The organism is Pseudomonas zeae, assembly GCF_014268485.2.
Lineage (GTDB): Bacteria > Pseudomonadota > Gammaproteobacteria > Pseudomonadales > Pseudomonadaceae > Aquipseudomonas > Aquipseudomonas neuropathica.
The window spans coordinates 6571940-6588225 of record NZ_CP077090.1 but is presented as its reverse complement, the minus strand read 5'-3'; the positions used below and the strand labels follow the sequence as shown (position 1 = coordinate 6588225).

Here is a 16286-nt window from a genome sequence, read left to right as displayed (position 1 = left end):
ACAGGCTTACGGCGTCTTGATTTCCAGACGGAAGTCCACGGCTTTCGGGGTCGGGGCGATGCCTTGAATGAAGCTGGTCTGGGCGCCGTACATCATTTGGCTTTTCCACACTTCTTCTTCGGCAATCGGGAAACCTTCCGCGCCGAGCCAGGCGAAGCGGTAGTAGAAAATCTTGTTGCTGTTGAGGGTGTTGCTCAACTGCACGTTGACCGTCATGAAGCCGTTTTCGCGAGCGACGCGCATGGCGCCGACGACGATGTGTTTCTGCGGGCCCATGGCCACGACTTTGCTCGCGGCGCTGCCCGGCTCTGGCGGTGGCGGGGTAGCGCAGCCGCTCGCCAGCAAGGCGAGGGCGGCGACGGCGATGAGTTTGAAGCGCATGCAAAGACTCCGTTCTTAAGGTTGTTTGAGGCTGGCGACGTTGGTCGCGCTGGCGCTCGGGATGACGTGGGCGGCGAGGCCACCGGCGAACACCTGGTTGCCCACGGCGCGCAGAGTGATCACTTGATAACGCTGATCGACGGTGACCTTGACCACCGAACCGCCGACGGCGCTCGGCAGACTGACCTGATGCTCGCCTTTCTTCAAGCGCAGACGCACCACTTGAGTGTTGTCCGGCAGGGTGCGCCACGTACGGGTATCGGCACCTTCAAGCACAGCTGAAGAGATGCCGACGGCCAGACCGGCCAGTGGATTGGTTTCGTTGATCTTCTTCTGCGCCACGCCTTTGGTGATCGCCCGCACGGTGGTGCGCAGGATGATCCCCGGCATATCGTCACGCAGAGCGCGGCGGGACATGGCGGTGGTGCTGTTGAGAGCGGTTAGATCGACCTGCTGGCCATCGACACCGATCTGCGCGAACGGCGCGGTGGAGGTGTCCGGCTTGATGATCGGGAACGACAGCGGTGTGATCACCACGTTGTTGGAGATCGGCAATGGCAGCGGCACGCGGATCGAGTCGCGAGCTGGCGCCAGACCGCTTTGAACGACGATCAGAATATCGCTGTCGTCAGACTTGCTCGGCTTGTCGAGGTTGACCAGTGCCTGCTCCAGCAACGGCGTGTTCGGACGCAGTTCGGCAGCCTTGCGGTAACCCGGCGCCGCGAGGCCTTTTTCGCCCAGGGCTTCGTAGACGAAACCGGACAGGTAATGGCTGAAAGCACTCTGGTAGCTGTTCTTCAGACCGACCACTTCCGGTGCGTCGAGGCTGGCGACCGGATAACCCTGCAGGTCTTTGTACTGGGTCTTGATGCCTTCTTTCTCGGCCTCTTCTTCGCTCTTGAGGTATTCCTTGTCGCGCAGCTCGGCGATCACCGCTTCACGTTCGTGAGTCTTTTTGATCGCGGTGCGCGCGCCGTCGAAGTCGTTGACCGCCAGCAGGTTCAGGGCCATCTGCGTGGTCAGCATGACTTTTTCGTAGTCGTAGCCTTCGTAGCGACGCACCTTGTCGTTGACCAGGAAGCTGCCGAACTGGGCCAGATATTTGTCGGTGTCGAGCTTGACCGAGTCTTCCCACTTGCCCACCACCTGATCAGCGCTGGTCCAGGCGTTCTGGCTGCCGGACAGGTCGCCCTTGGCGCGCAGCAATTCACCTTTCTCGAAGTAATAGAGCAGGTCTTTGTCCGGGCCGGTGTTGTTCTTTTCCAGCAGAGTCAGCGCGGCGTCAACATTGCCGGTGGCCAGTTGCTGATTGGTCTGGGCCAGTTCGGAGTCGTAGTTGCGAAACGCCGAACAGCCGGACAGCAGAGTGACGGCGCTGAGCGCAATCAGAGTGGGAGCGCGGAATGCCATGGGGGTACTTCTTCCCTGGAGTAATACAGCCGCGAATGCTGGTCGGGCTGGTGTGACCCATCGACAGTGGCGCTGGCCTCCTGCCAATTCCTCATAACCTGAGGAGCTTTAATGCCGTTTCGCGATAGCGAGGGCGCGGCATTATAGGCGGGCGGTGGTGGCTATGTAATATCTTTTTAATTGCACTTGTTAGTTTGGTGCCATTACTTATTTCAGGTCGGATACCACGCTGCCGGTCGGCGCTCAGCCGGGCTGGAATGCGCTGCCATTGGCAAACACTCGCTCACCCAAAGCACGCAAGCCGATGACCTGGCGGCTCTGGTCGATGCGGATTTTCATGGGCGCAGCACCGGGAGCGTTGGGCAGGCTGATCAGGTGCTCACCTTTTTTCAGGCGCAGGCGCACGACTTGGGTGAGGTTGGGCAAGGTGCGCCAAGTGCGCGTGTCGGCATGCTCGAAAGCATCCCAGTGGGTGACGTAGGAGGCTTTGCTCGGGTCGCGTCGATTGTCCCTGGCCTGAACATCGGCTGCCAGAAATGCCCGATAGGTTGTGCGCTGGATAATGCCCGGCATGTCGTCACGCAGGGTGCGCAAGGACATGTCGGCAATGCTGTTGACCGCAATCAGCTTTTTTTGACGACCATCGATGCTCAGTTGGTTGAATGAAGGCGTCGAGGTGTCGGGCACCATTACGGGGAACGAGATATTGGCGACGATGACCTGACCGTCCGCGAGCTTCACCGGGTAGGGCACGCGCACGGAGCTGCGGGCCGGCGCCAGGCCGCTCTGTACGATGATCAGCACATCGCTTTCGTCTGCCTTCAGGCCAGGACTGTCGAGGTCGCGCAGTGCCTGTTGGAAAAACGCCATGTCCGGACGCAGTTCAATTGCCTGACGATAGCCGGGCGCTGCCAGATCTTTCTCGCCCAGCGCTTCGTAGGTGAAGCCGGCAAGATAGTGACTGAATGCACTTTGGTAGCCGTTTTTCAGCGCAATCACCGCAGGCGATTCGAGCATCACCACGGGGTAACCCTGCAGGTCCTTGTAATGCACGCGCGCGCCCTGGGCCTTGGCCGCTGCTTCGACACGCTCGTATTCCAGCTCCCGCTGTCGGGCTATAAGCGCTTCGCGCTCGTGGGTTTTCTTGATGTCGGCACGGGCGCCGTCAAAATCATTCATGGCTAGTTGGTTGAGGGCCATTTGCGTGGTCAGCATGACTTTTTCGTAGTCGTAGCCATCGTAGCGGCGCAGCTTGTCATTGATGATGCTGCCCCAGTGATCGCCCATGGCGGCGAGCAACTTGTCGCCGGTGGTTTGGATCGTGTCCTGGCGCTCGATGATCATCTGCTCGGCGCTGCGCCAGGTTGTCTGGCTCTGCGCAAACTCGCCGCCCGCACTCAGTACGGCGCCCTTTTCGAAATAGTAGAGCAGGTCTTTTTCCGCAGCCGGATTGTTCGCTTCGATCACGGCCAGGGCGCTGTTGATGTTGCCGGCCTTGAACGGGTCGGTGGTCTGTTGCAGTTCCAGATCGTAGTTGCGATATGCACCGCAGCCGCTCAGTTGCACAACGGCGGCGATCAACAGGGGCAAGTGCAAGCGGTGGCGCATGAAAAGGGTTCATCCTTGAGCGGGAAATGCGACAGGTCGCGCAGTATAGGGTGCAATAGTGGCTAAGTGATGTGGCGTTTTTGCAGGTCGATGGCTCGCGTCTTGTGTGGCGTTACGTCGACAAAGCTTGAGGGAAACGCGTTCGAAGTGAACAATATGTAACTTCGCATTTCCATTTGAGACTCATTCATGACTGCCTCGTCCCGTTTTCTGGCCTGGCTGGTGTTCCCGTTGTTTGCCCTGAGCAGCTTTAATCTGCTGGCCGATACCGTGGAAGGCGCGCCGCAAGCGCTGCACCTGCTCGATTACATCAGCGCCGACTACCCGCCGACGGTAGCGGCGGGCAAGGTTGTCGATGATTCCGAATACCGCGAGCAACTGGAGTTCACGCGGGCGCTGCAAGGCTTGATCGCCGGCATGCCGGCCAAGCCTGAAAAGGTTGCGCTGGAGCAGGGTGTCAGCGCTTTGCACGCGGCAATCACTGCTAGGCAGGATGGCGCCGAAGTGGCCCGGCAGGCACGGCAACTGGGCGCGCAACTGGCGGTGGCGTATGAGGTCAGCCAAGCGCCGATCATCACCCCTGACCCCTCCCGGGGTGCGCCGCTCTATGCGCAGAATTGCTCGGTGTGCCACGGCGACAGCGGCGCCGGTGACGGCCCGGCGGGTCTCGGCATGACCCCGGCACCGGCCAATCTGCGTGATGCGGCGCGGCTTGATCACCTGAGTCTGTACGCGATCTACAACACCCTCGGCCAAGGCGTCGAAGGCACCGACATGCCGGCGTTTGCCGATCAGCTCGATGATCGTCAGCGTTGGGATCTGGCGACCTACATCGCCGGCTTCAGCGCTGATCCGGCGGCGGCCAAAGCCGAGAAAACCTACAACATCGCCGATCTGGCGCGTCAGACCCCGGCCGAAGTGCAGGCTGCCGAAGGCCTGCAAGCGGCGGCGACGTTCCGTGCGCAACGCGCGCAGCCGCCGCAGGTCAAGCGTGGCCCGGCGCAGTTGCTCGACTACACCGCCGCAACGCTGGACAAGAGCTTGGCGGCGTACCGCGCCGGTGAACACGATCAGGCTTACGACCTGTCGGTCGCGGCCTATCTGGAAGGCTTCGAGCTGGTCGAAAGCTCGCTGGATAACGTCGACGCCAATGTGCGCAAGGACACCGAAAAATCCCTGATGGCGTATCGGCAATCGTTGCAGGACGGTTTGTCGGTCGAGCAGGCCGAGCAGCGCCTGGACGCCGCCAAAGCCAAGCTTAAAGAGTCCGCCGGGTTGCTCGGCAGTGATGGCTTGAGCTGGTCGCTGAGCTACATCTCCGGTTTGCTGATTCTGCTGCGTGAAGGTCTGGAAGCGATTCTGGTGCTGGCAGCGATTCTTGCGTTCCTGCGCAACACCGGCCAGCAATCGGCGGTGCGCAGCGTCAACGTCGGTTGGGGCCTGGCGTTGCTGGCCGGCCTCGGCACCTGGGCGCTGGCGGCGTATGTGATCGACGTCAGCGGTTCGCAGCGTGAACTGCTCGAAGGCGCGACGGCGCTGTTCGCCAGTGTGATGGTGCTTTGGCTCGGCGTGTGGATGCATGACCGTCGCCACGCAGCGGCCTGGCAGGATTACATCAAGAGCAGCCTGGTCGGCGGTGGCGGGCGTTTCGGCTTCGCGATCCTCGCGTTCTTCTCGGTGTACCGCGAGCTGTTCGAAGTGATCCTGTTCTACGAAACCCTGTGGTTGCAGGCCGGCCCGGCCGGGCATGACGCGGTACTCGCCGGCGGTGCGACCGCACTGGTGCTGCTGGTGGGGCTGGCGTGGGTGATTCTGCGCGGTTCGGCGAAACTGCCACTGACGTTGTTCTTCGGCATCAACGCGGCGCTGCTGTGCGCATTGTCGGTGGTGTTTGCCGGGCATGGCGTGAAGGCGTTGCAGGAAGCCGGGATCTTCGGCACGCGGCCGGTGGCGTTCTTTGAATTCGATTGGCTGGGGATTCATGCCGATGCCTATTCGCTGACGGCGCAGGCGGTGGCGATTCTGGCGATTGTGCTGTTGTATGGGCGTAGTTGGGTGGCGGAGAAGCGGCGGGTAGTCGCTTAACAGCATTCGCTGCGCTCACTTTCGCGAGCAGGCTCGCTCCCACAGGTTTAACGCGTAACCTGTGGGAGTGACGGTGCGACGATTCGACTTGCTCGCGAGTTGTTTTTGGAGGTTAGAAAAATGCGTGTATGGATCGATGCCGACGCCTGCCCGAGGGCGGCGAAGGATCTGGTGGTGAAGTTCGCCCTCAAGCGCCAGTTCGAAGTAGTGCTGGTGGCCGGGCAGCCGCAGATCAAGCCGGGGCTGGCCATCGTCAAACTGATCGTGGTGCCGAGTGGTCCGGATGCGGCAGACGATTATCTGGTCGAACACGCAGTGCCCGGTGAGCTGGTGATTTGCAGCGATATCCCGTTGGCTGATCGTTTGGTGAAGAAGGGCGTCGCGGCGCTCGATCCGCGTGGCAAGGAGTTCGATGCACAGAACATGGGCGAGCGGTTGGCCGTGCGTAACCTGTTCACTGATCTGCGCGAACAAGGCCAGATGAGCGGCGGACCGGCGCCGTTTGGCGATCGCGAGAAGCAGGCGTTCGCCAATGCGCTGGATCGGATCCTCACACGCCTGACCCGCAAGCCTTAAGCCCTGCACAAATCCCCTTGTAGGAGTGAGCCTGCTCGCGATAGCGGTCGGTCATTCAACAGATATCTTGCCTGATACACCGCCATCGCGAGCAGGCTCACTCCTACAGTAGACCGTGTCAGGCGTCGTTTTCGTGGGTCAGCTCGAGCACGCGATCGACCAGTTTGTTAATCCCCGACGCCGCTTCACTGATGTTCTGCGCCAGCATGTAAGCCGGGGTCGTCACCAGTTTGCGCGCCTTGTCTTCGATGATTTCCGTCACCGCACAGTCTTCGTGGGTGGCGCCCATCTTGTTCATCGCCGTGGCAGTGTCGGCGTCGTTGCCGATGGTGCAGGTTACGCCCGGGCCGTAGATCTTCGCCGCCAGTGCCGGCGAGATGCACATCAGGCCCACCGGTTTGCCCGCTTCGGCAAATGCCTCGGCCAGCGCCAGTACTTCAGGCTGCACGCTGCAGCCAGCGCCTTCGACGGCGAAATTGGACAGGTTCTTCGCCGCACCAAAACCGCCGGGCACGATCAGCGCATCGAAGTCGTCGACGTCGGCTTCGCGGATGTCTTTGATGTTGCCGCGAGCAATGCGCGCCGACTCCACCAGCACGTTACGCGACTCGGGCATTTCTTCGCCGGTCAGGTGATTGATCACGTGCAATTGCGCGATGTTCGGAGCGAAGCACTGCACCTGCGCACCGCGTTGGTCGAGACGCAGCAGGGTGATGACGCTTTCATGGATTTCGGCGCCGTCGTACACGCCACTGCCGGACAGGATCACTGCAACTTTTTTGCTCATGGGTTTCTCTCCAGATTCATGGCGCTAAATGTCCACTAAATTGTCGCGCGTTGCCATAGCCCAAGTGGTGGCTGCGCCTGCATGGAGCGCTTTCTACATGGATCGCAACGACGGCGGGGTGTTCATTATTTGCGGTTGCCTGCGGCGTAACGAGCGGGAGATTTTTGGCGTGACAACGCCGCTGGCGAACTTGAATGCCCCAGAGTAGCGAGGATAAAAGTGATCTGTCTGACTGAAAGGGTCGGCCAGCCCGCTCAGTGCTGGCGGGCTGTAGCAAGTCGCCAGCGAGTTACTCGGCTGGCGTCTTCGGTTCGGCAGCCTTGGACGCTTCGTCTTGACTCAGCAGTGCAGCTTTCGCGGCTTGCTCGTCGGCGTAAACCTGTTTGGCCAGCCGCGCATTCTTGAAGCGGCGGCGCAGCCACAGGCCAACGCCAAGAATCAGCAGCGCACCGAGTACCCACAACTCGTACTTCTTGATGCTGCCGAGCATGCCTTCCAGTACCGCACCGAAGTGATAAGCGGCCGCAGCCAGCGCCGTCGCCCAGATCGCCGCACCGATGCCGTTGAGCAGCAGATAACGTCCCGGCGGATAACCCGACAAACCGATCGCCACCGGCATCACCGTGCGCAAGCCATAGACGAAGCGGAAGCTCAGCACCCAGATGTCGGGATGCTTGCGGATGTGCTCCAGCGCGCGGTCACCCATCATCTGCCAGCGCGGTTTGCGCGCCAGCAATTTGCGCCCGTGCTTGCGGCCGAGGAAGTACCACAGCTGATCGCCGGCATAGCTGCCGCAGAACGCCACAACCACCACCAGGTTGATGTCCATGTATCCACGGAACGCGAGGAAGCCCGCGAGCACCAGAATGGTTTCGCCTTCGAAGAACGTGCCGAGGAACAAGGCAAAGTAGCCAAAGTCATGCAGAAATTGTTGGAGCATTGTCTGGGTGCTGGCGAAATGAACGCGCAGCCTAACCCTTCGGACACATTCATGAAAGTGTCCAAATGTGTCTCGACGTGAACAATTCCTACACTGAGAATGGAATGCGGCTACCTGTCACAGGTCTCACACAACTGTCATCTGTTCGTCATAATGGCCGTCTATAACTGTCACGCTCGCCCGTTTGCGCGGGCTCAGGAGTCTGCCGTGAGCTTTACCCCCGCCAATCGTCTGTTCCCTGCCACGCGCCTGCGGCGCAATCGTCGTGATGATTTTTCGCGTCGGCTGGTGCGGGAAAATGTGCTGACAGTCGATGACCTGATCCTGCCGGTGTTCGTGCTCGACGGTGAAAACCGCCGCGAAGCTGTGGCCTCGATGCCAGGGGTAGAGCGGCTGACGATCGATTTGCTGCTCGAAGAAGCGGCCAAGTGGGTCGAGCTGGGGATTCCGGCGCTGGCGCTGTTCCCGGTCACCCCTCCTGAGCTTAAATCCCTCGACGCCGCCGAAGCCTGGAATCCTCAAGGCATCGCCCAGCGCGCCACCCGCGCCCTGCGTGAGCGTTTCCCGGAGCTGGGGGTGATCACCGACGTCGCGCTCGATCCGTTCACCACCCACGGCCAGGACGGCATTCTCGACGAAGAAGGCTACGTACAGAACGACATTACCGTCGACGCGCTGGTTCGTCAGGCGTTGTCCCATGCTGAAGCCGGCGCGCAGGTGGTGGCGCCGTCGGACATGATGGACGGTCGCATTCAGGCGATCCGCGAAGCGCTGGAAATCGCCGGCCACGTCAACGTGCGGATCATGGCTTATTCGGCCAAGTACGCCAGCGCCTATTACGGCCCGTTCCGCGATGCGGTCGGTTCGGCGTCGAACCTAGGCAAGGCCAACAAGGCCTCGTATCAGATGGACCCGGCCAACAGCGACGAAGCGCTGCACGAAGTCGGCGCCGACTTGTCTGAAGGCGCGGACATGGTCATGGTCAAACCCGGCATGCCGTATCTGGACATTCTTTTCCGGGTAAAAGATGCCTTCAAAGTGCCGACCTTCGTCTATCAGGTTAGCGGCGAATACGCCATGCACATGGCGGCGATCCAGAATGGCTGGTTGAGCGAGGCGGTGATTCTCGAATCACTGACCGCCTTTAAACGTGCCGGCGCTGATGGCATCCTGACTTACTTTGCTGTCCGCGCCGCTCAATTGTTACGAGAGCAGAAATAGCCCTCCCAGGAACATTCAATGAATACCGAAGGACTCACGGAAGTTGCAGTAAAAGAAGCTCAACCGGTGGTCGAGCAAATCACCGAGACCCCGCCGGAACTGGAGCCTGCGCCACCCGCGCCAGTCGCCGAACCTGTCGCGGCGGCGCCAGTGATTGCGATACCGGGCCTGGATGACAGCAGCCTGTACATCCACCGTGAGCTTTCGCAACTGCAATTCAATATCCGCGTGCTGGAACAGGCGCTGGACGAGTCCTATCCGCTGCTGGAGCGGCTGAAGTTCCTGCTGATCTTCTCCAGCAACCTCGATGAATTCTTCGAAATCCGCGTCGCCGGCCTGAAAAAGCAGATCACCTTCGCCCGTGAACAGGCCGGTGCCGACGGTCTGCAGCCGCATCAGGCGCTGGCGCGGATCAGCGAGCTGGTCCACGGTCACGTTGACCGTCAGTACGCGATCCTCAACGACATTCTGTTGCCGGAGCTGGAAAAGCATCAGGTGCGCTTCATCCGTCGCCGCCACTGGACGGTCAAGATCAAAACCTGGGTGCGCCGTTATTTTCGCGACGAGATCGCACCGATCATCACCCCGATCGGCCTCGACCCGACGCACCCGTTCCCGTTGCTGGTGAACAAGAGCCTGAACTTCATCGTCGAACTGGAAGGCATCGACGCCTTCGGTCGCGATTCCGGTCTGGCGATCATCCCGGCACCGCGTCTGCTGCCACGGATCATCAAGGTGCCGGAAGAGGTCGGCGGTCCCGGCGACAACTATGTGTTCCTGTCGTCGATGATCCACGCCCATGCCGATGACCTGTTCCAGGGCATGAAGGTAAAAGGCTGCTATCAGTTCCGCCTGACCCGAAATGCCGACCTGGCGCTCGATTCCGAAGACGTCGAAGACTTGGCCCGCGCCCTGCGTGGCGAGCTGTTTTCGCGTCGTTACGGTGACGCGGTGCGTCTGGAAGTCGCTGATACCTGCCCGAAACACCTCTCGGACTACCTGCTCAAGCAGTTCAACCTGAGCGAGAGCGAGCTGTATCAGGTCAACGGCCCGGTCAACCTGACGCGGCTGTTCAGCATCACCGGTCTGGACAGTCATCCGGAGCTGCAATACACGCCGTTCACCCCGCAGATCCCGAAACTGCTGCAGAACAGCGAAAACATTTTCAGCGTGGTCAGCAAGCAGGACATCCTGCTGCTGCACCCGTTCGAGTCGTTCACCCCGGTGGTCGACCTCCTGCGTCAGGCGGCGAAAGACCCGCACGTACTCGCTGTGCGCCAGACGCTGTACCGCTCCGGCGCCAACTCCGAGATCGTCGATGCGCTGGTGGATGCCGCGCGTAACGGCAAGGAAGTGACGGCAGTCATCGAGCTGCGTGCACGGTTCGACGAAGAGTCCAACCTGCAACTGGCCAGCCGTCTGCAAGCGGCCGGTGCGGTGGTGATCTACGGCGTGGTCGGCTTCAAGACCCACGCCAAGATGATGCTGATCCTGCGTCGCGAGGCCGGCGAAATCGTGCGTTACGCGCACCTCGGCACCGGTAACTACCACGCCGGTAACGCCAAGCTTTACACCGACTACAGCCTGCTGACCTCCGACGATGCCTTGTGCGAAGACGTCGGCAAACTGTTCAGCCAGTTGATCGGCATGGGTAAAACCCTGCGCATGAAGAAGCTGCTGCATGCGCCGTTCACCCTGAAGAAGGGCATGCTCGACATGATCACCCGCGAGACGCAATTTGCGCTCGACGGCAAACCGGCGCACATCATCGCCAAGTTCAACTCGCTGACCGATCCGAAGATCATCCGCGCGCTGTACAAGGCCAGCCAGTCCGGCGTGCGCATCGATCTGGTGGTGCGCGGCATGTGCTGCCTGCGTCCGGGGATTGCCGGGGTTTCGCACAACATCCATGTGCGCTCGATCATCGGCCGATTCCTGGAACACACCCGCGTGTTCTACTTCCTCAATGGCGGCGACGAGCAGATGTTCCTCTCCAGCGCCGACTGGATGGAGCGCAACCTCGACAAGCGCGTCGAGACTTGCTTCCCGGTAGAAGGCAAGAAGCTGCTGACCCGGGTGAAGAAAGAGCTGGAGCTGTATTTGACTGACAATACCCATAGCTGGAGCTTGCAGTCGGATGGTCGTTATATTCGCAACACGCCGACGGGTAACCAGAACCCGAGGAGTGCGCAGGCGACGTTGCTGGAGCGGTTGGGTAGCCCGATATTGCCGGTGAGCAGTTGAGGCCTTGAAGATCAAAAGCCCCTCACCCTAGCCCTCTCCCCGAGGGAGAGGGGACTGACCGAGGTGGATGTCAGGGCTACGCCGACTTGCAGTACCGAGTCGAACTCAGGATTTGAAAAGCCCCCAAATCGGCTCCCTCTCCCTCGGGAGAGGGCTGGGGTGAGGGGCAGGCCCACCTCCCATCTCAAGCCGAACCCAATAAAAAAGGCGATCCCTGCGGATCGCCTTTTTATACCTATCATTCACAAATTTGCTGGGTATCAGTGAACAGTAAGCACAATCCCCACCCGCGTCAGCCAATCCGCCTCTAACCCGAAATCCGCCTGAGTCAGCTGGTTCTCATCCAGCCAATTCTCCGGAAACTCCACATCGAGGGTGTTGCCCTTCGCATGCAACACCACCTGCGGCATCGCCTGGGTGCCACGAATGTGGTGGAACAGGATCGCAAAACGCAGCAGCACGCACAGGCGAATCAGCTTGTCGCCGTCGTCGCCGAAATCAGCAAATTTGTCCTTGGGAATGTTGCGGCGATGGCCGCGCACCAATAGCGCGAGCATCTGCTGGTCTTCGCGGGAGAACCCGGCGAGGTCCGAGTGTTCGATCAGGTAAGCACCGTGTTTGTGGTAGTGATAGTGCGCGATGTCGAGACCGACTTCGTGCACTTTCGCTGCCCAGCCGAGGAGTTCGCGCCAGATGCCGTCATCCAGCTCCCAGTCCACCGCAACCTGGTCAAACGCGTGCAAGGCTTTGCGCTCAACCCGTGCGGCTTGCTCCAGATCAACGTGATAGCGCTCCATCAACGAGGTCAGGGTGCGCTCGCGCACGTCTTCATGATGATGACGGCCGAGCAGGTCGTAGAGCACGCCTTCACGCAGAGCGCCGTCGCAGTGGTCCATGCGTTGCAGTTCGAGGGCGTCGAAAATCGCTTCGAGAATCGCCAGACCCGCCGGGAAGATTGTCCGGCGATCAGGCTTGATGCCTTCGAAATCGATCTTGTCGACGTCACCGAGCTTGAACAGTCGGCGCTTGAGCCACGCCAGGCCTTCGGCATTCACTTCGCCCGTGCCGTGACCGCCGGCCTTCAGCGCCAGGCCGATGGCACGGATGGTGCCCGAGGAGCCGATGGCTTCATCCCAGGTCAGGCGATGCAGGGCGTGTTCGATGCTCATGATCTCCAGCCGCGCCGCGGTATACGCCTGGGCGTAGCGGGCCGGGGTGATCTTGCCGTCCTTGAAGTAGCGCTGAGTGAAGCTGACACAGCCCATTTGCAGGCTTTCGCGCAACAATGGCTCAAAGCGCTGGCCAATGATGAATTCGGTACTGCCGCCGCCGATATCGGCGACCAGACGTTTGCCCGGGGTGTCGGCGAGGGTGTGCGACACGCCCAGATAAATCAGACGCGCCTCTTCACGGCCGGAAATGACTTCCACCGGGTGGCCGAGGATTTCTTCGGCGCGGTGGATGAATTCGAGGCGGTTGCGCGCTTCACGCAAGGCGTTGGTGCCGACGATGCGCACGGCGCCCAGCGGCATGCCGTTGATCAGTTGGGCGAAACGCTTGAGGCAATCGAGGCCTCGTTGCATCGATTCTTCGTTGAGATGGCGCTCATCGTCGATGCCGGCGGCGAGCTGAACCTTCTCCCCGAGGCGTTCGAGAATGCGGATCTCACCGTTCTGGGCCTTGGCCACGACCATGTGAAAGCTGTTCGAGCCCAGGTCGATTGCGGCGATCAGGGACAGATTCTTGGCTTGGGATTGCGGCATGGTCAGGGGGTCTCGGTCGATAACCCCGTCATCGTGCCACGATCAAACGCTGGCGCCAACGCGCACGGTTCAAACCGTTGATTCAGCGCAGAAAGTCTGGAGATCGCGGCGCGGCCATTCGCGAGCAAGCTTGCTCCCACAGGTTTTGCAGCGAACTCACCATAGTGGTCCAACAGAGATCCCTGTGGGAGCGAGCCTGCTCGCGAAGGCGTCCGCCCCGTCATTACGGCAATTTCAGGCTGTTGCTTCAACTGTGCCAATAAAGTTCGCCAGTTCCGCCGTCTGCGGATGGGCAAACAACACCTTCGGATCCCCTACCTCATGCACCTTGCCATGGTGCATGAACACCAGTTTATCCCCGACCTCGCGGGCGAAGCGCATTTCGTGGGTGACCATGATCAGCGTCATGCCTTCCTTGGCCAGTTGCCGCACCACGCTGAGCACTTCGTTGACCAGTTCCGGGTCGAGCGCCGAGGTGATTTCATCGCACAACAACACTTTCGGCGACATCGCCAGCGCCCGGGCAATCGCTACCCGCTGTTGCTGGCCCCCAGACAACCGATCCGGGAAGGCATCGAATTTTTCCCCGAGGCCCACGCGTTCCAGCATTTCCCGGGCCAGCTCCGCCGCTTTGGCTTTCGGCACTTTCTGCACCACTTGCGGTGCGAGCATGACGTTTTCGCCCACGGTCAGGTGCGGGAACAGATTGAACTGCTGAAAGACCATGCCGACTTTCTGCCGCAGGCTGCGCAGATCGGCGCGGGCGGCGTCGAGGTATTCGCCGTCGACTTCGATCACGCCGTCATTGATCGACTCCAGCCCATTGAGGGTGCGCAGCAGGGTGGATTTGCCCGAGCCGCTGCGGCCGATGATCGCCACCACCTGGCCTTCCTCGACACTGAGGTCAATGCCTTTAAGCACATGGTGATCGCCGTAGTATTTATGCAGGGCGGAAATTCTAAGCAGAGGCATGCAGTCTCCTTTCCAGGTAGCGCGCACTGAGGGACAAGGGGTAGCAGAGCAGGAAGTAGCCGAGGGCGACGAGGCCGTAGACCATGAACGGTTCAAACGTGGCATTGGCGAGCATGCCGCCGGTCTTGGTCAGCTCGGTGAAGCCGATGATCGAGGTCACCGCGGTGCCTTTGACCACTTGCACCGAGAAACCCACGGTCGGCGCCACAGCGATGCGCAGTGCTTGCGGCAGGATCACGTAGCGCAGCTGTTCCAGCGGATTCAGCGCCAGACTCGCCGAGGCTTCCCACTGGCCATGGGGGATCGACTCGACGCAGCCGCGCCAGATCTCCGCCAGATAAGCGCTGGTAAACAAGGTCAGGGCAATCGCTGCGGCCATCCACGGCGAGATTTCGATCCCGGCCAGCGCCACGCCGAAAAACACCAGAAACAGCTGCATCAACAGCGGCGTGCCCTGAAACAGCTCGATCCAGGTGCGGGCGATGCTGCTCGGCACAGAGTTTTTCGAGATGCGCATGACCAGGATCAGCAGCCCGACGACCCCGCCACCAATGAACGCCACCAGCGACAGCGCCAGTGTCCATTGCAGGCCGGTGAGCAGGTTGCGCAGGATGTCCCAAAAGGTGAAATCGCTCATACGCGGCTCCCGCTTCGACTGATATAGCGTCGGCCAATCCAGTTCAGCAACTGGCGAATCAGCAGCGCCATGCACAGGTAGATCAGCGTGGTCAGCGCATAGGTTTCAAAGGCGCGGAAGTTGCGCGACTGAATGAAGTTGGCGGCAAAGCTCAGCTCTTCGGTGGCGATCTGCGAACACACCGCCGAACCGAGCATGACGATGATGATCTGGCTGCTCAGCGCCGGCCAGACCTTGCCCAGTGCCGGCAGCAGCACCACGTGGCGGAACGCCTCGAAGCGCGTCATTGCCAATGCCGCTGCGGCTTCCAGCTGCCCGCGTGGGATCGCCTGAATGCCGGCGCGGATGATCTCGGTCGAATAGGCGCCAAGGTTGATCACCATCGCCAGCACCGCCGCTTGCCACTCGGAAATCTGCACACCCAGCGACGGTAGGCCGAAGAAGATAAAGAACAACTGCACCAGGAACGGCGTGTTGCGGATCAATTCGACGTAGACGCCGAAGATTGCCGAGAACGGGCGGATGTTCCACGCCCGCACCAAAGCACCGACAACTCCGACACCGACCCCGAGCAACGCACCGATGGCCGTCAGCTCAAGGGTGAACAGCGCCCCGCGCAGCAACAGGTCGGTGTTTTCCACCACCGGCATGAAATCGAACTGATAAGCCATGAAGGTCTCCCGCGCAGTCGATCAGAGATCGGCCGGCAGCGGCTCTTTCAGCCAGGTCTGCGAGTTTTTTTCCAGTGCGCCGTCAGCCTTGGCGGTGGTCAGGATGTCGTTGACCTTGGCCAGCAGCGCCGCTTCGTTCTTGTTCACACCGACGTAGACCGGCGAATCCTTCAGTTTCACTTTCAGCGCCGGCACGCGTTTCGGGTTCTTTTCGCTGATCGCGACCATCACCACGTTGCCGCTGGCGATCAGGTCGACCTGGCCGGCGAGGTAGGCGGCGATGGTCGAGTTGTTGTCCTCGAAGCGCTTGATGGTCACGCCTTCTGGGGCGACTTTGCTCAACTCGATGTCTTCGATGGCGCCACGAGTGACGCTGATGGTTTTGCCCTTGAGGTCGTCGAGGTTGGCGATCGCAGCGTCTGGCGGGCCGAACACGGCGAGGTAGAACGGTGCGTAAGCGCGGGAGAAGTCGATGACTTTCTCGCGCTCAGGGTTTTTGCCGAGGCTGGAAATCACCAGATCGACTTTGCCGGTGGTCAGGAACGGGATGCGGTTGGTGCTGTTGACCGGGGTCAGCTCGAGTTTGACCTTGAGTTGATCAGCCAGCAGTTTTGCCGTGTCGATATCGAGGCCGCGCGGTTTCATGTCCGGGCCGACCGAGCCGAATGGCGGGAAGTCCTGGGGCACGGCGACTTTCAGCGTGCCGCGTTTGACCACGTCGTCGAGACCGTCGGCGTGCGCGGGAGCCTGGCTGAGCAACAGAGAGGAAAACAGAGCGGCGAGGAGGGCGCTGTAACGCTTGGTCATGGACAATCTCCGGATCGGCGAGAAGTGATTTCTGCGATCGGACAGAGCATGGGCCGTGCCAATACGTGGTTTTCGCCCCCGCAGACCGCAGTTTCAGCGACTTTGCTCGGTCTTACTGGTCTGAACAGTCAGGTTGTTTTTCGCACTGCCATGGCGCATCGGTGTGGTTCCCCGAACCCTGCTG

The 16286-nt window shown here is 60.7% G+C and carries 15 protein-coding genes; 5 read left to right on the top strand and 10 right to left on the bottom strand.

The genetic code is table 11. The features are described 5' to 3' along the window. Window positions 1-6: 6 nt before the first annotated feature. The 3 genes from HU754_RS29110 to HU754_RS29100 all read right to left on the bottom strand — a co-directional run bounded on the left by HU754_RS29110 (window position 7) and on the right by HU754_RS29100 (window position 3399). Window positions 7-381: a YcfL family putative periplasmic lipoprotein gene (locus tag HU754_RS29110; RefSeq protein WP_007911131.1), complete on the bottom strand. Its 375-nt coding sequence runs from the start codon at window positions 379-381 to the stop codon at window positions 7-9. Window positions 382-396: 15 nt separating this feature from the next. Beyond that, the gene (locus HU754_RS29105; protein WP_093429735.1) at window positions 397-1791 is read right to left on the bottom strand and encodes a COG3014 family protein; all 1395 of its coding nucleotides are present in this window, start codon (window positions 1789-1791) and stop codon (window positions 397-399) included. Between the two features lie 243 nt (window positions 1792-2034). Continuing rightward, on the bottom strand, window positions 2035-3399 hold the full coding sequence (locus HU754_RS29100; protein WP_186620118.1) for a COG3014 family protein: 1365 nt from the start codon (window positions 3397-3399) through the stop codon (window positions 2035-2037). Window positions 3400-3588: 189 nt separating this feature from the next. Here HU754_RS29100 and HU754_RS29095 point away from each other — a divergent pair, with 189 nt between their 5' ends. Both HU754_RS29095 and HU754_RS29090 read left to right on the top strand, forming a co-directional pair. Further along, window positions 3589-5484, top strand: coding sequence for an FTR1 family protein (locus HU754_RS29095; protein WP_186620117.1), 1896 nt, complete (start codon window positions 3589-3591; stop codon window positions 5482-5484). 120 nt (window positions 5485-5604) lie between these two features. Continuing rightward, window positions 5605-6060 (top strand): YaiI/YqxD family protein, encoded by a 456-nt coding sequence (locus HU754_RS29090; RefSeq protein ID WP_007911138.1) that lies wholly within the window; start codon window positions 5605-5607, stop codon window positions 6058-6060. A gap of 118 nt (window positions 6061-6178) precedes the next feature. Here the strand turns inward: HU754_RS29090 and elbB are convergent, their stop codons facing one another. After that, window positions 6179-6847 (bottom strand): isoprenoid biosynthesis glyoxalase ElbB, encoded by a 669-nt coding sequence (gene elbB / locus HU754_RS29085; protein ID WP_038359087.1) that lies wholly within the window; start codon window positions 6845-6847, stop codon window positions 6179-6181. A 28-nt stretch (window positions 6848-6875) separates the two neighbouring features. On the opposite strand from elbB, the gene HU754_RS29080 reads away from it, so the two are divergent. Then, window positions 6876-7055 carry a hypothetical protein gene (locus HU754_RS29080; protein WP_186620116.1) on the top strand — a complete coding sequence of 60 codons (180 nt, stop codon included), beginning with the start codon at window positions 6876-6878 and terminating at the stop codon, window positions 7053-7055. 81 nt (window positions 7056-7136) lie between these two features. Here the strand turns inward: HU754_RS29080 and HU754_RS29075 are convergent, their stop codons facing one another. Further along, on the bottom strand, window positions 7137-7787 hold the full coding sequence (locus HU754_RS29075; RefSeq protein ID WP_175555602.1) for a DedA family protein: 651 nt from the start codon (window positions 7785-7787) through the stop codon (window positions 7137-7139). Between the two features lie 207 nt (window positions 7788-7994). Between HU754_RS29075 and hemB the strand changes: the two genes are divergently transcribed. Together hemB and ppk1 are read left to right on the top strand one after the other, a co-directional pair. Beyond that, window positions 7995-9008: a porphobilinogen synthase gene (gene hemB / locus HU754_RS29070; protein ID WP_186620114.1), complete on the top strand. Its 1014-nt coding sequence runs from the start codon at window positions 7995-7997 to the stop codon at window positions 9006-9008. Between the two features lie 18 nt (window positions 9009-9026). Further along, window positions 9027-11252 carry a polyphosphate kinase 1 gene (gene ppk1 / locus HU754_RS29065; RefSeq protein WP_007911143.1) on the top strand — a complete coding sequence of 742 codons (2226 nt, stop codon included), beginning with the start codon at window positions 9027-9029 and terminating at the stop codon, window positions 11250-11252. Between the two features lie 260 nt (window positions 11253-11512). Here the strand turns inward: ppk1 and ppx are convergent, their stop codons facing one another. The 5 genes from ppx to HU754_RS29040 all read right to left on the bottom strand — a co-directional run bounded on the left by ppx (window position 11513) and on the right by HU754_RS29040 (window position 16102). Then, a complete protein-coding gene (gene ppx, locus HU754_RS29060) occupies window positions 11513-13015 on the bottom strand; it encodes an exopolyphosphatase (protein ID WP_093429742.1) in 1503 nt (500 codons plus the stop codon). 234 nt (window positions 13016-13249) lie between these two features. Beyond that, on the bottom strand, window positions 13250-13987 hold the full coding sequence (locus HU754_RS29055; RefSeq protein WP_095049375.1) for an amino acid ABC transporter ATP-binding protein: 738 nt from the start codon (window positions 13985-13987) through the stop codon (window positions 13250-13252). Continuing rightward, window positions 13974-14624: an amino acid ABC transporter permease gene (locus tag HU754_RS29050; protein WP_116254270.1), complete on the bottom strand. Its 651-nt coding sequence runs from the start codon at window positions 14622-14624 to the stop codon at window positions 13974-13976. The genes HU754_RS29055 and HU754_RS29050 overlap by 14 nt, the downstream gene beginning before the upstream one ends. Then, entirely contained in the window at window positions 14621-15295 is a 675-nt protein-coding gene (locus HU754_RS29045) for an amino acid ABC transporter permease (RefSeq protein ID WP_093429744.1), read from the bottom strand. The genes HU754_RS29050 and HU754_RS29045 overlap by 4 nt, the downstream gene beginning before the upstream one ends. A 21-nt stretch (window positions 15296-15316) precedes the next feature. Beyond that, window positions 15317-16102 carry a transporter substrate-binding domain-containing protein gene (locus HU754_RS29040; protein WP_093429745.1) on the bottom strand — a complete coding sequence of 262 codons (786 nt, stop codon included), beginning with the start codon at window positions 16100-16102 and terminating at the stop codon, window positions 15317-15319. Window positions 16103-16286 lie beyond the last annotated feature (184 nt).